At 67.4% G+C, this 18,393-nt stretch carries 13 protein-coding genes and 1 pseudogene; 2 read left to right on the top strand and 12 right to left on the bottom strand.

Going from position 1 to position 18,393, the window contains the following annotated elements; genetic code table 11:
- Positions 1 to 26: 26 nt before the first annotated feature.
- Positions 27 to 1,871: an FAD-dependent oxidoreductase gene (locus E3E11_RS06860; RefSeq protein ID WP_231118874.1), complete on the bottom strand. Its 1,845-nt coding sequence runs from the start codon at positions 1,869 to 1,871 to the stop codon at positions 27 to 29.
- A 27-nt stretch (positions 1,872 to 1,898) separates the two neighbouring features.
- Positions 1,899 to 2,774 carry a DUF2076 domain-containing protein gene (locus E3E11_RS06855; protein WP_141451743.1) on the bottom strand — a complete coding sequence of 292 codons (876 nt, stop codon included), beginning with the start codon at positions 2,772 to 2,774 and terminating at the stop codon, positions 1,899 to 1,901.
- A gap of 232 nt (positions 2,775 to 3,006) precedes the next feature.
- Here E3E11_RS06855 and E3E11_RS06850 point away from each other — a divergent pair.
- Positions 3,007 to 3,903: pseudogene (locus E3E11_RS06850) on the top strand (glycine--tRNA ligase subunit alpha); the annotation flags it as partial.
- 64 nt (positions 3,904 to 3,967) lie between these two features.
- Positions 3,968 to 6,088: a glycine--tRNA ligase subunit beta gene (gene glyS, locus E3E11_RS06845; protein ID WP_141451742.1), complete on the top strand. Its 2,121-nt coding sequence runs from the start codon at positions 3,968 to 3,970 to the stop codon at positions 6,086 to 6,088.
- 25 nt (positions 6,089 to 6,113) lie between these two features.
- Here glyS and E3E11_RS06840 read toward each other — a convergent pair whose 3' ends face one another.
- The 10 genes from E3E11_RS06840 to nadA all read right to left on the bottom strand — a co-directional run bounded on the left by E3E11_RS06840 (position 6,114) and on the right by nadA (position 17,999).
- On the bottom strand, positions 6,114 to 6,779 hold the full coding sequence (locus E3E11_RS06840) for a LysE family translocator (RefSeq protein WP_141451741.1): 666 nt from the start codon (positions 6,777 to 6,779) through the stop codon (positions 6,114 to 6,116).
- Between the two features lie 132 nt (positions 6,780 to 6,911).
- Positions 6,912 to 8,030: a rod shape-determining protein RodA gene (gene rodA / locus E3E11_RS06835; protein WP_141452203.1), complete on the bottom strand. Its 1,119-nt coding sequence runs from the start codon at positions 8,028 to 8,030 to the stop codon at positions 6,912 to 6,914.
- A 129-nt stretch (positions 8,031 to 8,159) separates the two neighbouring features.
- Positions 8,160 to 10,172 carry a penicillin-binding protein 2 gene (gene mrdA / locus E3E11_RS06830; protein ID WP_141451740.1) on the bottom strand — a complete coding sequence of 671 codons (2,013 nt, stop codon included), beginning with the start codon at positions 10,170 to 10,172 and terminating at the stop codon, positions 8,160 to 8,162.
- Between the two features lie 283 nt (positions 10,173 to 10,455).
- A complete protein-coding gene (locus E3E11_RS06825; protein WP_141451739.1) occupies positions 10,456 to 10,962 on the bottom strand; it encodes a hypothetical protein in 507 nt (168 codons plus the stop codon).
- 39 nt (positions 10,963 to 11,001) lie between these two features.
- The gene (gene mreC, locus E3E11_RS06820; protein WP_141451738.1) at positions 11,002 to 11,931 is read right to left on the bottom strand and encodes a rod shape-determining protein MreC; all 930 of its coding nucleotides are present in this window, start codon (positions 11,929 to 11,931) and stop codon (positions 11,002 to 11,004) included.
- Positions 11,932 to 12,002: 71 nt separating this feature from the next.
- Complete coding sequence (locus E3E11_RS06815; protein WP_141451737.1) at positions 12,003 to 13,046, bottom strand: rod shape-determining protein; 1,044 nt, start codon at positions 13,044 to 13,046, stop codon at positions 12,003 to 12,005.
- Between the two features lie 355 nt (positions 13,047 to 13,401).
- Entirely contained in the window at positions 13,402 to 14,358 is a 957-nt protein-coding gene (locus E3E11_RS06810) for an N-acetylmuramoyl-L-alanine amidase family protein (RefSeq protein ID WP_141451736.1), read from the bottom strand.
- A 93-nt stretch (positions 14,359 to 14,451) separates the two neighbouring features.
- Positions 14,452 to 15,405 (bottom strand): carboxylating nicotinate-nucleotide diphosphorylase, encoded by a 954-nt coding sequence (nadC, locus tag E3E11_RS06805; RefSeq protein ID WP_141451735.1) that lies wholly within the window; start codon positions 15,403 to 15,405, stop codon positions 14,452 to 14,454.
- The gene (locus tag E3E11_RS06800; protein WP_141451734.1) at positions 15,405 to 16,970 is read right to left on the bottom strand and encodes an L-aspartate oxidase; all 1,566 of its coding nucleotides are present in this window, start codon (positions 16,968 to 16,970) and stop codon (positions 15,405 to 15,407) included. Before E3E11_RS06800 ends, nadC begins: the two co-directional genes overlap by 1 nt.
- Before the next feature lie 12 nt (positions 16,971 to 16,982).
- The gene (gene nadA / locus E3E11_RS06795; RefSeq protein ID WP_141451733.1) at positions 16,983 to 17,999 is read right to left on the bottom strand and encodes a quinolinate synthase NadA; all 1,017 of its coding nucleotides are present in this window, start codon (positions 17,997 to 17,999) and stop codon (positions 16,983 to 16,985) included.
- Positions 18,000 to 18,393 lie beyond the last annotated feature (394 nt).

Below are 18,393 nucleotides of genomic sequence, written 5' to 3'. Positions count from 1 at the left end.
GGGGCCCCGGGTGCTTTGAAGCGCTTTCAGAAGAGAATATGCGCAAGCTCCCGCCCCGCTTCGTGGACGAAACCCGCGAAATCCACCACCGCGCGCGACATGGCCTTGTCGCGGCCCGAGCTGATCAGCGCCACGATCCGCCCTTCGAACTGGCAATAGGCCATGAAGTCGAAATTGGGCAGGCTGCCCTCCACCACGACATTGTCGAACTTCAGCCCCCAGCCGAGATATTCGATCTTCTTGCCGAACTGCTGGGTCCAGTACCAGGGCACGGGGACGGTGCGCGGCGGGTGCTTCAGCATGGTCTGGGCGGCAATACGCCCTTCCACCTCGGCAGGGCGCCAGTGGCCTGACTGCCAGAAGCGCCCGTCCTCCTCCAGCGAGGAGGCATCGCCTGCCGCGTAAATGCCGCCGCGCCGGCCTTCCCTCTCGCGCCGCTCCCGCAGCGCGTCTGGCAGGTGGACGCGCATGTTGCGGTCGACGATCAGCGCGCCTGCGGGCGTTCTGGGAAGGTCGCCTGAGACGAAATCCACATTGGGGATGATGCCGGCAGCCACCAGCACATGCGCGCAGGGAAGCTTCATCCCGTCCTCAAGCTCCACGCCCGCAGCCTGGCCGGGGCGGGCGGGGTCGGCGTAGACGCGTTTGGCTGCGCAATCGCTGATGAAGGCGACGCCGTTGTCTTCCTGCAGCTTCAGCAGGCGCAGGCCGATCTCGCGGCCGAACTGCGCTTCCATCGGCACAGCCTGGCGGGTGATGATCGTCACGCCCACGCCCTTCTGGCGCAGGGCCGAGGCGACCTCAAGGCAGATCAGCCCGCCGCCGATCAGCACCACGGCCTGCTCAGGCGTGACCACCCTGGCGATGGTCTGCGCCTGGGCCTGGGTGTAGAGCTCCAGCACGCCTTCAAGCTCGAGGCCCGGAATGTCGCTTGGCATGCGCGGCCGCCCGCCCGGCACCAGCAGGACGTGATCGGCGCTCAGCGTAGCGCCGCTCGGCAGGTGGGCCGTGTGCGTGGCGGGGTCGAACGAGGTGACGCGCTCGTGGCGGGTGGTCACCTTGCGGTCGTCGTAATAATCCTGCGGCAGGAGCAGGGGCGCGCGCGTGCGGTCCGGGTCGCCCAGAAGCAGGGTCTTGCTGAGCGTCGTGCGGTCATAAGGCAGCTCGGGCTCGGAACCGACCATGGTGATCGGGCCTGCAAAGCCCTCCTCGCGCAGGGTATAGACCGCGCTGGCCGCAGCCGCCCCGCCGCCGATGATCAGGACGGTTTCCCCCTCTCCCCGGCGCTCGGGCTCGGGCACCGCTTCAGGTGTGGGGCGCACCAGGACGCGGCCCTCGATCACCTTGGCGGGGTAGCGCGGCAGGGGCGCGAAAGCCACGGGCTCCACCACCTTGCCGGTCGCCTGGCTGAACACGGCCTTGTGCCAGGGGCACACCACCACGTCGCCATGATCGGGGCTGTGGCAGGCGGCACCCTTTTCCATCGGCGCGCCCTTGTGGGGGCATTTGCCGCCCAGCGCGATGACATGCCCGCCGTGGCGGATGAGCACGAGAGACTTGCCCGCCACAGTGACGGGCTTCATCTCCCCTTCCTTCAGCTCGTCAAGGGACGCGACATCGTGGAAGCTCCGCTCGGCCTCCCGGGGATCCATCTCTTCAGACGGGTCTTCGCGGCGGTCATGCGTCTGGCGGTCGGGCGCGGTTTCCTCACGGGGCGCACGCTCTTTGGCGTGGGGGTCCCTGGGAGGGGCCGCCTCTCCCGAGCCGTCAGCCTGCCGCACTCCTTCAGGCCCGCCAGAGCGCGCATGGGCGAGCGGCTCGTGGCTGACCGGGGAGGCAGGTCTGGGGGAATCGCCGGATCCGTCGCTCACGCCGGGCGGGTCTCAGCCAGGCCCAGCTCAGAAAGAGCTGTCATAATCGTCCCCGCCGCCGTAATCGCCGCCACCGAAGTCGCCCCCGTCAGCGCCGCCGCCGCCGAAGCCCTGGCTGCCGTCGTCCTGGTAGCCGCCGTAACCCTGGCTGTAATCGGGGGTTCCTGCGTCCGTGCCGCCGAAATCCTGCTGGCTGAAACCGCCTGCGTCCGTGCCGCTGCCGCCGAAGGGGTCGCTGGCCGTGGCTGCCCCAGTGCCTGCGTCCCCAGCACCTGTGAAAGTGCCGCTGTCGGGCATCACGCCGCCTGCAGCACCTGCAGCCCCGGCATCTGCGCCGTGATGGCCCGAGAACAGGCCTTCAAGCGCGTTGGCTGCCATCACGCCGCCAGCCACGCCTGCCGCCGTGCTGAGCGCTGAGCCCAGGAAGCCCGTGCCTGAGCGCGGGAACATGCCGGGCTGCAGGCCAGGGGCATAACCGCCCGCGTAACCGCCAGGCGCTGCGCCGCGTGCGCCCCAACCCGGCGGCATGGGCTGCTGGGGGGGTTGCTGGTACTGCTGTTGGGGCTGGGCCTGGGGGCGGCCGCCGAAGAGGTTGGAGAAGAAGCCGCCCTGCTGGTGACCGCCGCTGTGCTGGAGCTGGCCCTGAAGCTGGGCGATCTGCGCGCGCGCCTGCTGGAGTTGGAACTCGAGGTCACGGATGCGGTTCTGCGCCTGGCCGAGGGCGGCTTCCTCCACGATGGCCAGCTGCGTGATGCGGTAGGCGGAATCGGGGTAGCGCTTGAAGTCCTCGGTGATGAGCTGGTTGGCCTGCGGGTCCAGCGGCGGCAGGGCCGTCTGCGCGCCGACGCCGCCGCCGACGCGGGCAATGAACCGGCTGATCAGGTTCTGTTCTTCAGGGGTCATCGTCAGGCATCCTTTGCTGAACTGAAAGCGCACGGGGCTTGCGGGAGGGTCCAGGCGCACTTGCCGCATTCCAGGCCTCCCTCATATCGTTACCAATATCATATGAGGCGCAGACCCCGCCCCCGCAAGGGAAAACTGGGGGGCTTCTGGCGGTCAGGGCTGGCCTTCGTTAATATCTGTTTTTAATATCCGCCTTTAAAACGACCTCAAGTCTCTCCCTGCCACCTCGTCCATGCGCCCACGGAGCCCCGCCTTGCCCCAAGACCTGTCCCAAAAACGGCCCCCCTCCTTTCAGGAGCTGATCCAGCGTCTCAACCGTTTCTGGTCCGACAAGGGGTGCGCGCTCCTGCAGCCTTATGACACCGAGCTGGGCGCAGGCACGCTCTCGCCCCACACCACCCTGCGCGCGCTGGGGCCCAAGCCGTGGATGGCCGCTTACGTGCAGCCCTGCCGCCGCCCCTCTGACGGGCGCTACGGCGAAAACCCCAACCGCCTGCAGCATTACTACCAGTATCAGGTGCTGCTCAAACCCACGCCGCAGGAAAGCCAGAACCTGCTGCTTGAGAGCTACCGGGCCATCGGCATCGACCCTGACAGGCACGACATCCGCTTTGTGGAGGATGACTGGGAGAACCCCACCATCGGCGCCTGGGGGCTGGGCTGGGAGGTGTGGTGCGACGGCATGGAGGTCACGCAGTTCACCTATTTCCAGCAGGTCGGCGGCATCCCCACCGTGGTGCCTTCCACCGAGCTGACCTACGGGCTGGAGCGGCTGGCGATGTATGTGCAGGGCGTCGAGAATGTCTATGACCTCGACTATAACGGCCGCGGCCTGACCTATGGCGACGTCTTCCTGCGGGCCGAGCGCGATTATTCGCGCCACAATTTCGAGCTTGCCGACACCGACATGCTGCTGCGCCACTTCCGCGACAGCGAGCGTGAATCCCTGCGCCTGGCTGAAGAGGGCGTGGCCCAGCCCGCCTTCGACCAGTGCCTGAAGGCCTCGCATCTCTTCAACCTGCTTGATGCGCGCGGGGTGATCTCGGTATCGGAGCGGGCTTCCTATATCGGGCGGGTCCGCACGCTGGCCCGCGCCTCATGCGAGGCGTGGCTTGAGGGCGAGGAGAAGGCGGCGGGCGCGCCTTCTGCAACTGAAAAAGCTGATACGGACATTTCCGGCACGGAGAAAGCGCGTGGCTGAACTTCTTCTCGATCTCTGCAGCGAGGAAATTCCCGCAGGCATGCAGAAGCGCGCCGCTGACGACCTGCAGCGCCTGCTTGAAAAGGCCCTGGCCCCCCTCAACCCGCGTGACGTGCACCTCTACTGGGGCCCGCGCCATGTCAGCGCCGTACTGGAAGTGGACGAGCAGGTGCCCCCCCGCCAGCAGAGCGAGCGCGGCCCGCGCGAGAACGCGCCTGAAAAGGCGCTGAACGGATTCCTGCGCAAGCACGGCGTGGACAAGGAGGCGCTGACGCTTGAAAACGGGGCCTGGGTGCTCAACCGCACCCTGCCTGCCGTCAGCGCCGCTGAACTGATCGCAGCCGAGCTGCCGGACCTGCTCTGGGCCTTCCCCTGGCCCAAGGCCATGCGCTGGGGCACAGGCTCGCAGTTCACCTGGGTGCGCCCGCTGCACCATGTCGCCTGCCTGCTGGATGGTGAAACGGTCCCCTTCTCCCTGGCGCGCGAAGGCGACGACGCGCATGGGCTCAGATCAGGCAACCGGACCGAAGGCCATCGTTTTCTGGCCCCCGGCAGCTTTGAGATCACCGATGCCGGGCAGTGGCTTGCCGAGCTTGAAAAGCGCTTTGTCGTGCCTCAGGCTTCCGAGCGCGAGCGGCAGATCACCGAGGGCGTGGCGGCACTTGCGCGCCAGGCCGGCGCTGAGGTGGTGCCTGACGAGGGCTTGGTGCAGGAAGTTGCCGGGCTGGTGGAATATCCCAAGCCCCTGCTCGGGCGCATTGACGACGCCTTCATGGACCTGCCGCCTGAGGTGATGCAGGTCTCCATGCGGGTCAACCAGCGCTATTTCGCCCTGCGCGACCGTAACGGCAAGGCCGCCCCCGCTTTCGCTTTTGTTGCCAACCAGACCTTCAGCGATGGTGGCAAATTGTGCATCGCAGGCAATGAGCGCGTGCTGCGCGCCCGCTTTTCAGATGCGCGGCATTTCTGGAACCTTGACCGCAAGCGCCGCCTTGCTGACCGGGTGGAGGATCTCGGCGCCGTCACCTTCCATGCCAGGCTGGGCACCCAGAAGGCGCGGGCTGAGCGTATCTCCGCCCTGGCAGGCGAGATCGCGCGCGCCATGGGGCTGAGCGTGGGCCAGATCGCCCAGGCCGAGCGCGCGGGCCTGCTGGCCAAGGCGGACCTGACCACCGGCATGGTGGGCGAGTTCCCCGAGTTGCAGGGCGTGATGGGCGGCTATTACGCAGCCCATGACGGCGAAGACCCTGAAGTTGCCCAGGCTGTGTCAGAGCATTACCAGCCGCGCGGGCAGAACGACGTGCCGCCCACAGCCCCGGTGACTGTAGCCGTGGCGCTGGCGGACCGGCTGGACATGCTGGCGGGCTTCTTTGCCATCGGCGAGACCCCGAGCGGCTCGGGCGATCCCTACGCCCTGCGCCGCTCGGCCATCACCACCTTGCGCCTGTTGCGCGACAACGGGCTGCGGCTGGACCTGGGCGCGCTCCTCAAACGCGCAGCCCAGCCTTATGAGAGCCTGGCCGCAGAAGACAGGAAGAACGCCCTGGGCGAGCTTGAGAATTTCTTTGCCGAGCGCCTGCGCGTGCAGCTGCGCGCTGAAGGCCAGCGCCATGACGTGCTCGACGCCACCCTGGCCGCCAGACGCCCCGGTGAGGCCCGGGCCAGCGACAGCCTGTTCACCCATAAGCTTGACGGCGACCTGGTGCGCCTGCTGACCCGCCTGCAGGCTCTGGCCGAGATGATCAGCACCGAGGACGGCAGGAACCTGCTGGCAGCCTACCGGCGGGCAGCCAACATCCTGCGCATTGAAAACAGGAAGGACGGGCCGCATACGGGCGCGCCTGACCCCGCCCTCTTCGCCCAGGACGAGGAACGCGCCCTGCAGGACGTGCTGCAGCAGAGCCTGCCCAAACTTGAAAAATCCCTTGCCAGTGATGACTTCACCGCCGCCATGAAGCACCTGGCCCCGCTGCGGCCGGTGATGGACCGGTTTTTTGAGAAAGTCACGGTCAATGCCGAGGACCCTGAGCTGCGCCGCAACCGCCTGCGCCTGCTGGCGGCCTTCCGCGACAGCGCGCAATTGGTGGCTGATTTCAGCAAGATCGAGGGCTGAGGGTTATCCCCTGCGCACCCGAGATTCACTCATGGGTGAGCAACAGCTTGGCACCGAAGCCGATGAACACCGCGCCGGTCAGGCGGTCCAGCCGCTTGACCACCACCGGGCGTGAGAGAAAGCGGCCCAGGGGAGCGGTGAGAAACACCAGCGTGCCCAGCCACACCACGCTGAGAAAGGCCAGGATGCCTGCCAGCAGGAGCGAGAACACGACCGTGTTGACATGCGGCGGGATGAACTGCGGGAAAAAGGTGATGACGAAAACGCCGATCTTGGGATTGAGCAGGTCGGTCATCAGCCCGCGCCTGAAGGCGTGCCAGAAGGGATCGTGGATTCTGGCTTCTTCCGGGTCCGCCGCCCCGCCTGCCTTGCGGGCCGGGCGCGAGGAGGTCAGCTCTGTGCGGGGATGGATGATCAGGCTGAGCCCGAGCCAGATCAGATAGGCCGCTCCCGCGCATTTGACGGCCAGGAAGGCGATGGCTGAGGTGCGCAGCAGGGCCGTCAGCCCGAAGGCGGCCCCCACCCCCCACACGCTGATGCCGAGTGCGATGCCCAGCACGGCCCCGAGCCCTGCGCGCCGCCCGTCTGCCGCGGCCGTGCGCAGGGTCATGACCGTGTCGAGCCCCGGCGTCAGGGTCATCAGGCCGGCGGCAAGCGTGAAGGCCAGGAGGGAAAGGAGGGCTTGTGACATGGGCGGATTCTTGGGGCTGGTTCTTGAGAGTTGGGTCTTCAGGATGGTGAAAGCTTGCCCGACCCTAGGCCAAACCCTGCCTGCTGCAAACCCCGCACGCCCAGCGCTCAACCTCAGCCTCGACCTCAGGCCTCAGCTGTAACCGCTGCCCTGGCTGTTGCGGGGGGTGTCGGGGTCGTCGCGGTGCACCCAGGTGGAGAGCAGCAGGCCGAAGCCGAACATCATCGTCAGCATGGCCGAGCCGCCGTAGGAGATCAGCGGCAGGGGCACGCCGCCCACGGGGATGGCGCCCATGACCATGGAGAGATTGACCGCGCAGTAGAGGAAGAAATCCATCGAGATGCCCAGGGCCAGCAGGCGACCGAAGCGGCTGCGGCAGCGCAGCGACATCAGCATGCCGGCCAAAGTGACCAGTGAGAGCAGGATGATCACCGTCAGCCCGCCGGCATAGCCCCATTCCTCCCCGATCATGGTGAAGATGAAGTCGGTCTGCTTTTCAGGCAGGAAGTTCAGCTGGCCCTGGCTGCCGTGCAGGTAGCCCTCCCCCCACATGCCGCCCGAGCCCAGGGCGATCTTGGACTGCAGGATGTTGTAGCCTGCGCCCAGCGGGTCATGCTCGGGGTGCAGGAAGGTGTCGATCCGCGCTTTCTGGTAGTCGTGCAGGTGGTCATAGACAAAATGCCCCATGAACGGGATGGGGGCGACCAGCAGGATGATCTGCCACCAGCGCATGCCGGCAGCAAAGATCAGGCTGGCGCCGATCACCCCCACGATCACCGCGGTGCCCAGATTGGGCTCCTTGAGGATCAGCACCACCGGCAGCAGGGTCAGGGCTGCGGGAATGAGCAGTTGCAGCGGGTTGCCCAGTTTGCGGCGGCTGACGCGCTGAAACCAGGTGGCCAGGGCCAGCACCAGGGCGATCTTGGCGAATTCCGAGGGCTGGAACTGAAAGCCGCCCAGGTTGATCCAGCGCTCGGCCCCCTTGCCCACATGACCCATCTTGAGCACCAGCACCAGCAGGGCGATCGCCCCCAGATAGATCGGCACCGAGAGCAGGCGCAGCAGGCGCGGGCTGATCAGCGCCACGCCGATCATCATGAGCAGGCCGAAGCCGAAGCGCAGCAATTGCGGCTGGGCAAAGGCGCGCGCCGAGCCGCCGCCTGCGGAATAAAGGGCGATATAGCCCACGCCCGCCAGCGCGCAGACCAGCAGGACGAACACCCAGTTCACCTGCCACAGGCGTGAGAACATGCGGATATTGGGCTCGGACCGCAGCAGGCGGCGGACCGTTCTGGGGATCGTGTCGTCCTGCAGCAAGGCGGGGCTCCCGATATTTCAGCGCAGGTAATTTTTGGGCAGGTCTCTCAAAATCCGCTGCTTTCAGCGAAAACCCGGGATATCCTCCGGGGAAAGGGCGGCGCGCGCCACCACGCCCTTGGTCAGCGGAGCCCGGTTGGCAGGGTCGCGCATCAGCGTGTCGGTCATGATCTGGCGGGCGAGCGGGGCGGCTTCTGTAGCACCCGCATTGCCGTGCTCCACGATGACCGAGACGGCGTAGCGGGGGTTGTCATAAGGCGCGTAGCAGATGAACAGCGCGTGCGGGCGGTATTCCCAGGGCAGGCTCATGGAGTTGAAGTGCCCGCTCTCGCGCAGGGCCCGCGACACGCGCCGCACCTGGGCCGAGCCGGTCTTGCCTGCCATCTGCACGCCTGGGATCGACAGCCGGGCCTTGGGCGCGGTGCCGTGGGCCTCGTTGACCACCGCATACATCCCGCCGCGCACTGCGCTCAGATGCGCCTCGCTGAACAGCAGGCCGTTATTGTCGCCGCCCTCCCCGCTCATGGCCGGATCTGCGCCAAGGTTGGCTGCGGGATCGGTGCTGGCACCGGGCAGGAGGCGGTCTTCAAGCGAGCGCAGCAAATGCGGCCTGGTGGCGCGGCCGCTTGCAATGCTGCTGGCGTAGCAGGCCAGGGCCAGCGGGGTGACCTGCACGAAGCCCTGCCCGATGCCGGCATTGACCGTGTCGCCCGCATTCCAGTGATGGCCGTGCGCGCGCCGCCATTCAGGCGTGGGGATGACGCCTGAGCGGACATGGGGCAGCTCGACAGGCAGTTTGACCCCCATGCCCAGCATGTGGGAGGCCTTCTCGATCGCCTCCATCCCGCAGCGGCGCGCCACCTGGTAGAAATACACGTCGCAGGAGAATTTCAGCCCGCCATGCAGATTGAGCGAGCCGTGGCCGTATTTGTTCCAGCAGTGGAAGCGCACGCCGCCCAGGTCATAATGGCCGGGGCAGCTGAAGCGGTCGGACGCGGTGATGGCGCCTGAGGACAGGGCGGCCAGCGCCACGGCGGGCTTGAAGGTGGAGCCCGGCGGGTAGAGGCCCGAGACGGCCTTGTCGACCAGCGGAGTGCGGGGGTCTTCGTTCCAGGTCTTCCACTGCGTATGCGACACGCCTGAATCGAACAGGGTGGGATCGAAGGACGGCGTGCTGACCATGGCCATGATCTCGCCGTTGCGGCAATCCATCACCACCGCGCTGGCCACGCGCTCGCCCAGCCGGTCGCAGACCTGCTTCTGCAGCACGGAATCGATCGTCAGCCCCAGCTTGGCCCCCGGCGCGCCGTCCAGCCGGTCCAGCTCGCCGATGACGCGGCCCACGGCGTTGACTTCCATCTCCACCGAGCCGGGCTGGCCGTGCAGCAGGCCCTCCTGCGTCTGCTCGAGCCCTGCGCGGCCCACGCGCATGCCGGGCAGCGCCAGGGTGGCGTTTTTCTGCACGTCCTTCTCGTTGGGCGGGGCGACGTAGCCCACGATATGGGCCATCAGCCCGTTGAAGGGGTATTCGCGCGTCGTGCCGACATCGACCAGCACGCCAGGCAGCGAGGGCGCGTTGAGGCCCAGGCGCGACATGTCTTCCCAGCTGAGAAACTCCTTGAGCGTCAGCGGGACGTAGCGGCGCAGATGCTTGCGGTCGCGCGCGATGCGGGCCTGGTCGTGCTCGTCAAGCGGCACGATGGTGGCGAAATGGGCGATCACCGCATCGACGTCGGTTGTTTCCTCAGGCATCAGCAGGGCGCGCCAGTTGATGCGGTTGCCTGCCAGGGTGACGCCGAAGCGGTCCTGGATCAGCCCGCGCGGCGGGGCCAGCAGGCGGCGGCTGGTGCGGTTGCGCCGCGCCTGCTCCTTGAGCGGCGCGCCCTTGAGGAGCTGGAGGTCATAAAGCCGGTCGGCAAGCAGCCCCAGCACGCCTGTCTGCACCCCCATCATCAGCAGGGCGCGGCGCGTGAACACGCCCCCGCCCGCCGCAGCCAGCGCCTCGGCAGGCTCGGCGGAATCGTTGCCGAATCCCCTGCGGGTCTTTGACTTTGAGAAGGGGCGCAGAATGGACATTAAATAAGGCAGGCACCAGTGTTTGCGGGTCGGGGTTTGCGGGCCAGGGTCTGGCAAGCCGGCAGCAGCAGGCCACCTCCTGCAGCGGCCCCGGTGCGCGACCGGACACCCAAAGAGTTAACCTACCTGCACATCGCCAAACAAGGCCGCCTTGCTTCTTTTGCCGCAATTTTCAGGCTTTTGCCGCCCCTTTCCCTCTTTAGGGGCGCAGGCGTGGCGCAACTGCCTCTACCGGACTCCTGCGGTCCCCGAATCACCCTGCGCCCACGGTGTTCCTTGGGTGTTATTCGGGTGTTTCAAAGCGGCTGCGGATCAGGCTGTAGACGACCGTCAGCACCGGATAGAGCCCCGCTGCCAGGCAGAACTGGAAGAAGGCCGGCAGGGCAGGCAGGAGCGTGAAGCAGCGCAATGACATCAGCGCCCAGGTCATCAGCGTCTCGCCGAAGACGATCAGGCTGAACACCCCCCACACCGCCAGGAAGCCGCCGCGCGCAAGCTGGAAGCGCCAGCCATTGGCAACCCCGTAGGCGATCAGCATCCACAGCAGCAGCACGCCTGGCGGGCCGCAGAGGAAGAACTCGGCCAGCAGCCCGCTGAGAAACACGCCGACGGCCTTCATGCAGTTGGGGCGGTACAGGCTCCAGTACCAGACCGTGCCCAGGATCAGCCCGCATTCAAGCTCCGCCTGGCCCGGCAGGCCGAAAGGCGCTGAGAACAGGATGGCGATGGCGACGATGAACAGGCAGGGCAGGCCCCGCAAGGTCGCGCCTGAAAGGGTGGAAAGCTGCACGGCGGGCGTCTGGCTCCTCGGGGTTCGGGGTTGGGTTTTTCAGTTCTCGACCTTGGTGAACGGCATGAACTTCTCCAGCGCGTGCAGGACTGAAGGGGTTTCAGCCTGCGGGTCTGTCGCATGCAGCGGCGGGCGCTCGCGCACGCGGCCTTCGGCAGGCGGGGGATCGGGGATCTGCGGCGTGCTGAAGACGCGCACGATGTCGAGATGGTCCAGGTCCGCATCCAGCAGGACGGCCGGGTGGCCCGGGCCCAGGAAGTGCACATGGCCGATCGGCACCCCGCCCATCAGCCCGCTCTGGCGCCGCGTCTCCACCCGCTCGCCTTCCTGCGGCGGATGGGACTGGGGGAAATACATCAGCCGCGGCACCGGCGTGTTGTCGCCCACCATCATCGCATCCGTGCCTGAAGGCTGCATGGTCACCGGCAGGCGGCTTGCGGTGTCTGTGACCAGCAGCAGGCGCACCACCTGCGGCCCGGCCTCGCTGACGCGGCCGACCAGACCGTTGGCATCCACCCCCAGAGCGCCCGGCGGCAGATGCTGCGTGCCGGTGTCGATCAGCACGGCGCGCAGGTAGGGGCCGTCTTCTTCGCGGATCACCTGGCCGCTCACGAAGGCGGTCTGCACCTCAGCGCCCCAGTGGAGGATGCCCTTGAGGCGCGCGTTTTCAGCCCCCAGCGTGACGGCGGTGTTGTACCAGTGCAGGAGCTTGGTGTTCTCGGTGCGCAGGCGGGTGTTTTCAGCCTGCAGGTTGGCCAGGCCCTGGAGCTGGCCGCGCCAGGCCTGGACCTCGCGCTCAGGCCAGGTCAGCACGCGGTAGATCGGGCCCATCCCCTCCAGCACCACCAGGCGCACCCGCTCGGGCCCCTGCGGCCAGATCTGGCCCAGAAGCACGATCGCCACGGCCACCAGCACCAATACGGGCAGGACGAATCCGCCGAAAAGCTGTCGTGCCTGGATGGAGAACATCGTCGCTCCGGTTTCCTGCGGCCGCCCTGCCCCCGCGCTTTACCGCCGGGAGAAACGCCCCAACGCCCGCCTTAATACATGCTGCTCAGCACGCCCTTGAGCTGCTTGACTTCCTCAAGCGCGCGGCCGGTGCCCAGCGCCACGCAGGACAGGGGGTTTTCGGCAACGATGACCGGCAGACCGGTGGCCTGGCGCAGCACGTCATCCAGGCGGGTCAGCAAGGCGCCGCCGCCCGAGAGCACGATGCCCTTCTCCACGATGTCGCCTGCAAGCTCGGGCGGCGTGTTTTCAAGCACGCTCTGCACGGCCTCGACGATCTGCGAGACGGGCTCGGCCAGGGCCTCGGCGATCTGGGCCTGGCTGACGGTCACCTCGCGCGGAACACCCTGCACCAGGTCGCGCCCCTTGACGGCGTAAAGCGGGCCCGGCGAGCCGTCGAGCGGCATGGAGGCGGCACCGAGCTCGATCTTGAGGCGCTCAGCCGAGCTCTCGCCGATCAGCAGGTTATAGTTGCGCCGGATATAGGCCAGAATGGCGTCATCCATGTGGTCGCCGCCCACGCGGGCTGAGCGGGCATAGACGATGCCGCCCAGCGAAATCACCGCGACTTCCGTCGTGCCGCCGCCGATATCGACCACCATGCTGCCTGAAGGCTCGGTCACGCCCAGCCCGGTGCCGATCGCAGCGGCCATCGGCTCCTCGATCAGGAAGACCTTGCGCGCGCCCGCACTCTCGGCACTCTCCTGGATGGCGCGCCGCTCCACCGCCGTTGAGCCCGAAGGCACGCAGATCACGATCTGGGGGCTGAACCAGGAGCCGCGGTTGTGCACCTTGCGGATGAAATGCTTGATCATTTCCTCCGCGCTCTCGAAATCGGCGATCACCCCGTCGCGCAGCGGGCGGATGGCGGTGATGTTGCCGGGCGTGCGGCCGACCATGCGCTTGGCCTCATTGCCCACGGCCAGGACCTGCTTGCGCCCGCGCACCTCTGTCACCGCCACGACGGAAGGCTCGCTCAGCACGATGCCGCGCCCCTTGACGTAAACGAGCGTGTTGGCAGTGCCAAGATCAATCGCCATGTCGGAGGACATGAGGCCCAGCAGACGTGAAAACATCCAAAACTCCTGGATAAAGCTAACGCCCTGGCAGGCGCGCCCCCGCCCGCGGGCAGCGGTTACAGGCGGCAGATTCGCGGCAAGTCTCAAGCAACAGTCTCAAGTGACAATCACAAGCGACCGTCTCAAAGAGCGGAAACCGGCCCCCTGCCTGCGCCCGCAAGCGGGGGCGCAACCCATAACATAAAGGACCCGTTAACCTTTAACTTCCGGCTTTCATGGGCTTACAGGATCGAAGCGGTCTGCAGCAAGGCCGTCATGGCCTGCCGGAGCGATTCTTTGGCCTCTGGCGTGATTCTTTTTTCAGGTCTTTTTTCCCAGTCTTTTTTCAAAGACCCGCTTCAGGCCCCAGAGCTCAGCTTGAGATCACGTTGAAATAGTGGTCCACCGCCGCTTTCATGGCCAGGGCGACCTGCTGGCGGTGGCCGGACTGGCGCAGGGCGGCTTCGTCATGGGGGTTGGACATGAAGCCCATCTCCACCAGGACCGAGGGGATGTCGGCTGATTTGAGCACCACGAAGCCTGCATGGCGCGCGGGGTGGCTGAGCAGGCCGATGCGGTTGCGGAAGGCCTGCACCACGCTGCCTGCCATGCGGGTCGAGCCGTGGCGGGTCTCCTCGCGCACCAGGCTGCCCAGGATCTGCGCCACTTCGGGCGACACGCCCTGCCAGGCCGCACTGGCAAAGCGGTCCGCGCTGTTTTCGCGCTGGGCCAGGGCGGCGGTCTGGCGATCAGACGCATTGCCTGACAGCGTATAGACGCTGGCCCCGCGCACCGAGGAATCGGGCAAGGCATCAGCATGCAGGGAGATGAACAGCCCGGCCTGGTGGCGGTGGGCGAGCTCCACGCGGCCATCGAGCGGGATGAAGCGGTCGCCGCTGCGGGTCATCGCCACGCGGTAGCGCCCGCTGGCCAGGAGCTGGCGGCGCAGCTCCAGCGCGGCGGCCTCGGCGACGTGTTTTTCATACGTGCCTGACACGCCGATGGCCCCGGGGTCCTTGCCGCCATGCCCCGGGTCGATCATCACCAGAGGCCGCGGCGGCGCAGCCCCGCGCAGCACGGCAGGCGCGCGGGCGGGCGTGGCGGCGGACGCGTTAACCTCAGCCAGGGCCGTGGGCGCGGGCGAGTGGGCGAGCTGGTGCGCCGCGCGCCCGGCGTGATGCATGGCCGCATGGTGGCGGGCATGAACATGCGCGTGGCGCTGGGAGAGAACGCGCGCCAGGGCCGTCTGGGGCGCAAGCGCCGTTCCCGCAGCGGCTGCCAGCACGGCCTCCAGCAAGGCGCGCCGCCTGATCACAGGCCCTGACTTCATCTCCCCTCTCTCCTCGCCTGGTTTCTGTTACCGGTCATGAAAGGGGCAATATACAACCATCGCGGCGCAATTGTGGATTCTTTTCCTCAGCCCTCAGTGCCCGCCACTCTCTGGATTGATATCAAGCCCGATATCGAGCGCCCGGACCGAATGCGTCAGCGCGCCCAGCGAGATGACATCCACCCCCGTTGCCGCCACGGCGCGCACATTGGTTGCCGTGATGCCGCCTGAGGCCTCGGCCAGGGCGTGCGGGGCAAAGCGGGCGATAAGCGCCACGGCCTCGCGCAGGGTCTGGAGGTCCATGTTGTCGAGCAGGAAGACATCCGCGCCGCGGTAGCGCTGGCCCTCGAGCTGCTGGCGCGCCGCAAAGGACAGCGCCTCGCTGAGCTGGTCCAGGTCGTCCACCTCAAGCTCGATCTTGGTGAGATGGCTGGTGCGGGCGAAGTCGCCTGCGGCCTGGAGGGCTTTTTCCACCCCGCCTGCCAGGGCCAGGTGGTTGTCCTTGATGAGAATCGCGTCATCGAGCCGGTAGCGGTGGCTGCCCCCGCCGCCCAGCCGCACGGCATATTTCTGCAGCGCCTTGAGCCCGGGCAGGGTCTTGCGCGTCGCACAGACGGCCGGCGTCTTGCCCCCTGGCCCCGCCCCTTCAACCTCGCGCACCAGCTTGGCGGTGGCGGTAGCGATGCCGCTGAGATGGGTGAGCACGTTGAGCGCGGTGCGTTCGCCTGCCAGCACGGTCTGCGCAGGCCCGCGCACGGTTGCCAGCACTTCTCCCTTATGAACAGGCGCGCCTTCGCGGACGCTGGCTTCAAACGTCACCGGGCCCAGAGCGGGGTCTTCGAGCAGCCTGAAGGTCAGGGCGGCTGCGGGCAGGCCGCACACAATGCCGTCTTCGCGCGCGGTGAAAGCGGCGGTCACCTGGCGGTCGGGCGGCACCACGGCCTGGGAGGTGAGATCGCCGCCATTGCCCAGATCCTCCAGCAGGGCGGTGCGGACGGCCTGCTCCCAGAGCAATGGGGGCAGGGTGATCGGGGCGGGAGTGACCATCAGGCGGAGTCCTTGAAGGGAGAAGAACGGGAAATGAAAGCCTCCAGCCCGGCAAGCGTCAGGCTGCGGCGGGGGGCCTGGGCGGCAGGCAGGGTGCGGGGGTGGTCCAGCCGGGCATGGGCCCCGCGGCTTTCGCGCCGCATCAGGGCAGCGGCTGCTACAAAGCTGCCCATCAGGGCGGCGTCATCGTGAGCAGCCCTGGGGCCGAGCGTGGCCAGGACCGCCTGCAGGCCGGCGCGCGTGCGGTTGATGCCTGCGTGACGCCACATCAGCTCCCCCGCGGTCAGGGCGGCGGTGTCAGGCGTGGGCGTGGGGATCTCTTGCGGCTCGACCTGCGCCACAGGGGACGCGGGCCACGGGGAATCCTGGCCGGCACGGCTCTGCAGGATCGCTTCAGCCGCCCACCGGCCGGTCACGCAGGCTTCAAGCAGGGAATTGCTGGCCAGGCGGTTGGCGCCGTGCAGGCCTGTGCACGCCGCCTCGCCCACCGCGTAAAGCCCGGGCAATGTGCTGCGGCACTGCCGGTCCACCCCAATGCCGCCCATGTGGTAGTGCATGGCCGGGCGCACGGGGATGGGCTGGCGGTCTGCGTCCCACCCGTGTTGCAGGCAGGTTGCGTGAATGCCGGGGAAGAGCTCGGAAAAGCGCCCGCCCCTCAGGTTGCGGCCATCGAGGAAGACCTGGTGGCCTGCAGCCAGATGGGCGGCCAGGGCGCGGGTGACCACGTCGCGCGGGGCAAGCTCCTCGGTAAAGCGCGCGCCGGTCTCATCGACCAGCAACGCGCCCGCCCCGCGCACGGCCTCGCTGATGAGCGGGCGCTGGCCGGGCTGGCCTGTGTCAAGCGCGGTGGGGTGGAACTGGGTGAACTCCATGTCTGCAAGCGCAGCCCCTGCCCGTGCGGCCATCGCCAGCCCGCCGCCTTTCTGGGCTGCAGGCACGGTGGCCCCTTCGTAAAGACCGCCCAGCCCGCCTGTGGCGATGACCAGCTGCGTGGTGGGCAACAGCTGTGTGCCCCCGGCCAGCTCAAGCTCAACCCCCCGCACCTGGCCGCCGCGGACCACGATGCGCCTGGCGCAGGCCGGGGTGAGCACGTGGATGTCAGGCCGGGCCTGCACCTGCTGTGCCAGCGCCTCAGTCATCAGGCGGCCTGAGGCGTCGCCGCCAGCAAACACCACGCGCGGCTGGCTGTGGGCGGCTTCAAGGTGCAGGGCGAGCTGGCCGTTGCCGTCATGCGCAAGGGGCACGCCCCAGGCCAGGAGCTGGGCGACGGTCTGCGGCCCCGCTTCGGTCATGGCCTGCACCACCCTCTCATCGCACAGCCCCACGCCCGCCTGCAGCGTGTCGCGCGCGTGCTCGGCCGGGCTGTCGGCAGGGCCGATGGCAGCTGACAGCCCGCCCTGGGCCAGCGGGCTTGAGCCGCCTGTGCCCAAGGGGGCATTGCTGACGAGCACGCAGGGGGCGTTGAGGTGCAGGGCGGTGCTGAGGCCCGCAATCCCCGCCCCCACGATCACCGGCAGGCCGGCAAGGCTTGCAAGATCATCAGCGGACGTGGGGGACCGGGCCATGCGCTCAGCCCTTCAGACGGCCAGCATGCGCTCAACGGAAGCGCGCGCCCTTTCCACCAGGGGGGCTGGGATCTCGACGGGGATCTGCATCGTCTCCAGCGCGTGGCGGATGCCCTTGAGCGTGATGCGCTTCATATGCGGGCACAGGTTGCAGGGGCGCACGAACTCGGTGCCGGGATTGAGCTGGGCCAGGTTGTCGCTCATGGAGCATTCGGTCACCAGCAGCGCTTTCTGGGGCCTCTTCTCCGTGATGAACGCGATCATCTCAGCTGTGGAGCCTGAAAAGTCCGCCGCCTCGATCACCTCGGGCGGGCATTCGGGATGGGCGATCACCACCACGCCCGGATGAATGCGGCGGTATTGCCTGATCTGCAGGGGCGTGAACAGCTCATGCACCTCGCAATGGCCGGGCCAGGTGATGGCTTCAATGCCGGTATCGCGGCTGATGTTAGTGGCCAGGAACTCATCGGGGATCATGATGACGCGATTCGTGCCGGCCTGCGCGGCGGCATGTTTCATCACGCGCCGGGCATTGCCCGAGGTGCAGCAGATATCGGTCTCGGCCTTGACCTCGGCACTGCTGTTCACATAGGTGACCACCGGCACGCCGGGATGGCGCGCTTTCAGCTGGCGCACGTCGCGGGCCGTGATGCTCTCGGCCAGCGAGCAGCCGGCATGGGCGTCAGGGATCAGGACGGTTCTGTCCGGGTTGAGCAGCTTGACCGTCTCGGCCATGAAATGCACGCCTGCCATGAGGATGACATCGGCCTCCAGCCCCTGGGCCCTGCGCGCCAGGGCCAGGCTGTCGCCCTGGATGTCGGCGATGCAGTGGAAGATCTCGGGCGTCTGGTAATTGTGCGCCAGGATGACGGCGTTGCGCTCTTTCTTGAGCTGCAGGATGGCGGCGATGTCGTCGCGGAAATGCGCGTCCCAGTGGTCGCGGGTCATCAGGCGCGCAACGCGGCTGTAGAGCTGGTCGGCTTCCTCAGGCGAGAGAGCGGGGGCAGGAAGCGTGGGCGGATTTTCCATCAGAGCCGGTTCCCTTGGGCGCTGCAGGCGGGGCGGTCAGAAGAGCAGTTAGTCAGAACGGTGACGCCCGGAAATTTTACCGCCCCGGATGAAATCCTGTCCACATTTTTCAAGTGGAGTTCCGGGTCCGGTTTTCCAAGTGTGGCCTTGGGGTGCACGGCGTGCTTGTCAGGCCGGGGAAAGTGCCGCATACTGCCCCTGCAGGAGCGTGAACCGTGCCAAGGTTCGCACAGCCCTGCACCAGGTCGGCCCATATATATAAGCGCGCGCCATCGCTCCGTAGCGTAGTGAGTGCGCGCCTGGGGCCAGCCAGCAGAATTTCCGCGCCTTCGGGCGCAGACGGGTCCGGCCCATGCCTGCGGGAAACCAGCGGCTGGGCTGAGCCCCGCAGGTT

Source organism: Oecophyllibacter saccharovorans, from assembly GCF_006542375.1.
GTDB lineage: Bacteria > Pseudomonadota > Alphaproteobacteria > Acetobacterales > Acetobacteraceae > Oecophyllibacter > Oecophyllibacter saccharovorans.
This window is presented reverse-complemented; position numbering and strand designations above follow the sequence as displayed.

Bases quoted from the DNA above. Each gene is read 5' to 3' on its own strand.
- E3E11_RS06855 (WP_141451743.1), bottom strand. From the start codon at position 2,774: ATGACCCCTGAAGAACAGAACCTGATCAGCCGGTTCATTGCCCGCGTC.
- E3E11_RS06840 (WP_141451741.1), bottom strand. From the start codon at position 6,779: ATGTCACAAGCCCTCCTTTCCCTCCTGGCCTTCACGCTTGCCGCCGGC.
- rodA (WP_141452203.1), bottom strand. From the start codon at position 8,030: ATGTTCTCACGCCTGTGGCAGGTGAACTGGGTGTTCGTCCTGCTGGTC.
- mrdA (WP_141451740.1), bottom strand. From the start codon at position 10,172: ATGTCCATTCTGCGCCCCTTCTCAAAGTCAAAGACCCGCAGGGGATTC.
- mreC (WP_141451738.1), bottom strand. From the start codon at position 11,931: ATGTTCTCCATCCAGGCACGACAGCTTTTCGGCGGATTCGTCCTGCCC.
- E3E11_RS06815 (WP_141451737.1), bottom strand. From the start codon at position 13,046: ATGTTTTCACGTCTGCTGGGCCTCATGTCCTCCGACATGGCGATTGAT.
- E3E11_RS06810 (WP_141451736.1), bottom strand. From the start codon at position 14,358: ATGAAGTCAGGGCCTGTGATCAGGCGGCGCGCCTTGCTGGAGGCCGTG.
- nadC (WP_141451735.1), bottom strand. From the start codon at position 15,405: ATGGTCACTCCCGCCCCGATCACCCTGCCCCCATTGCTCTGGGAGCAG.
- E3E11_RS06800 (WP_141451734.1), bottom strand. From the start codon at position 16,970: ATGGCCCGGTCCCCCACGTCCGCTGATGATCTTGCAAGCCTTGCCGGC.
- nadA (WP_141451733.1), bottom strand. From the start codon at position 17,999: ATGGAAAATCCGCCCACGCTTCCTGCCCCCGCTCTCTCGCCTGAGGAA.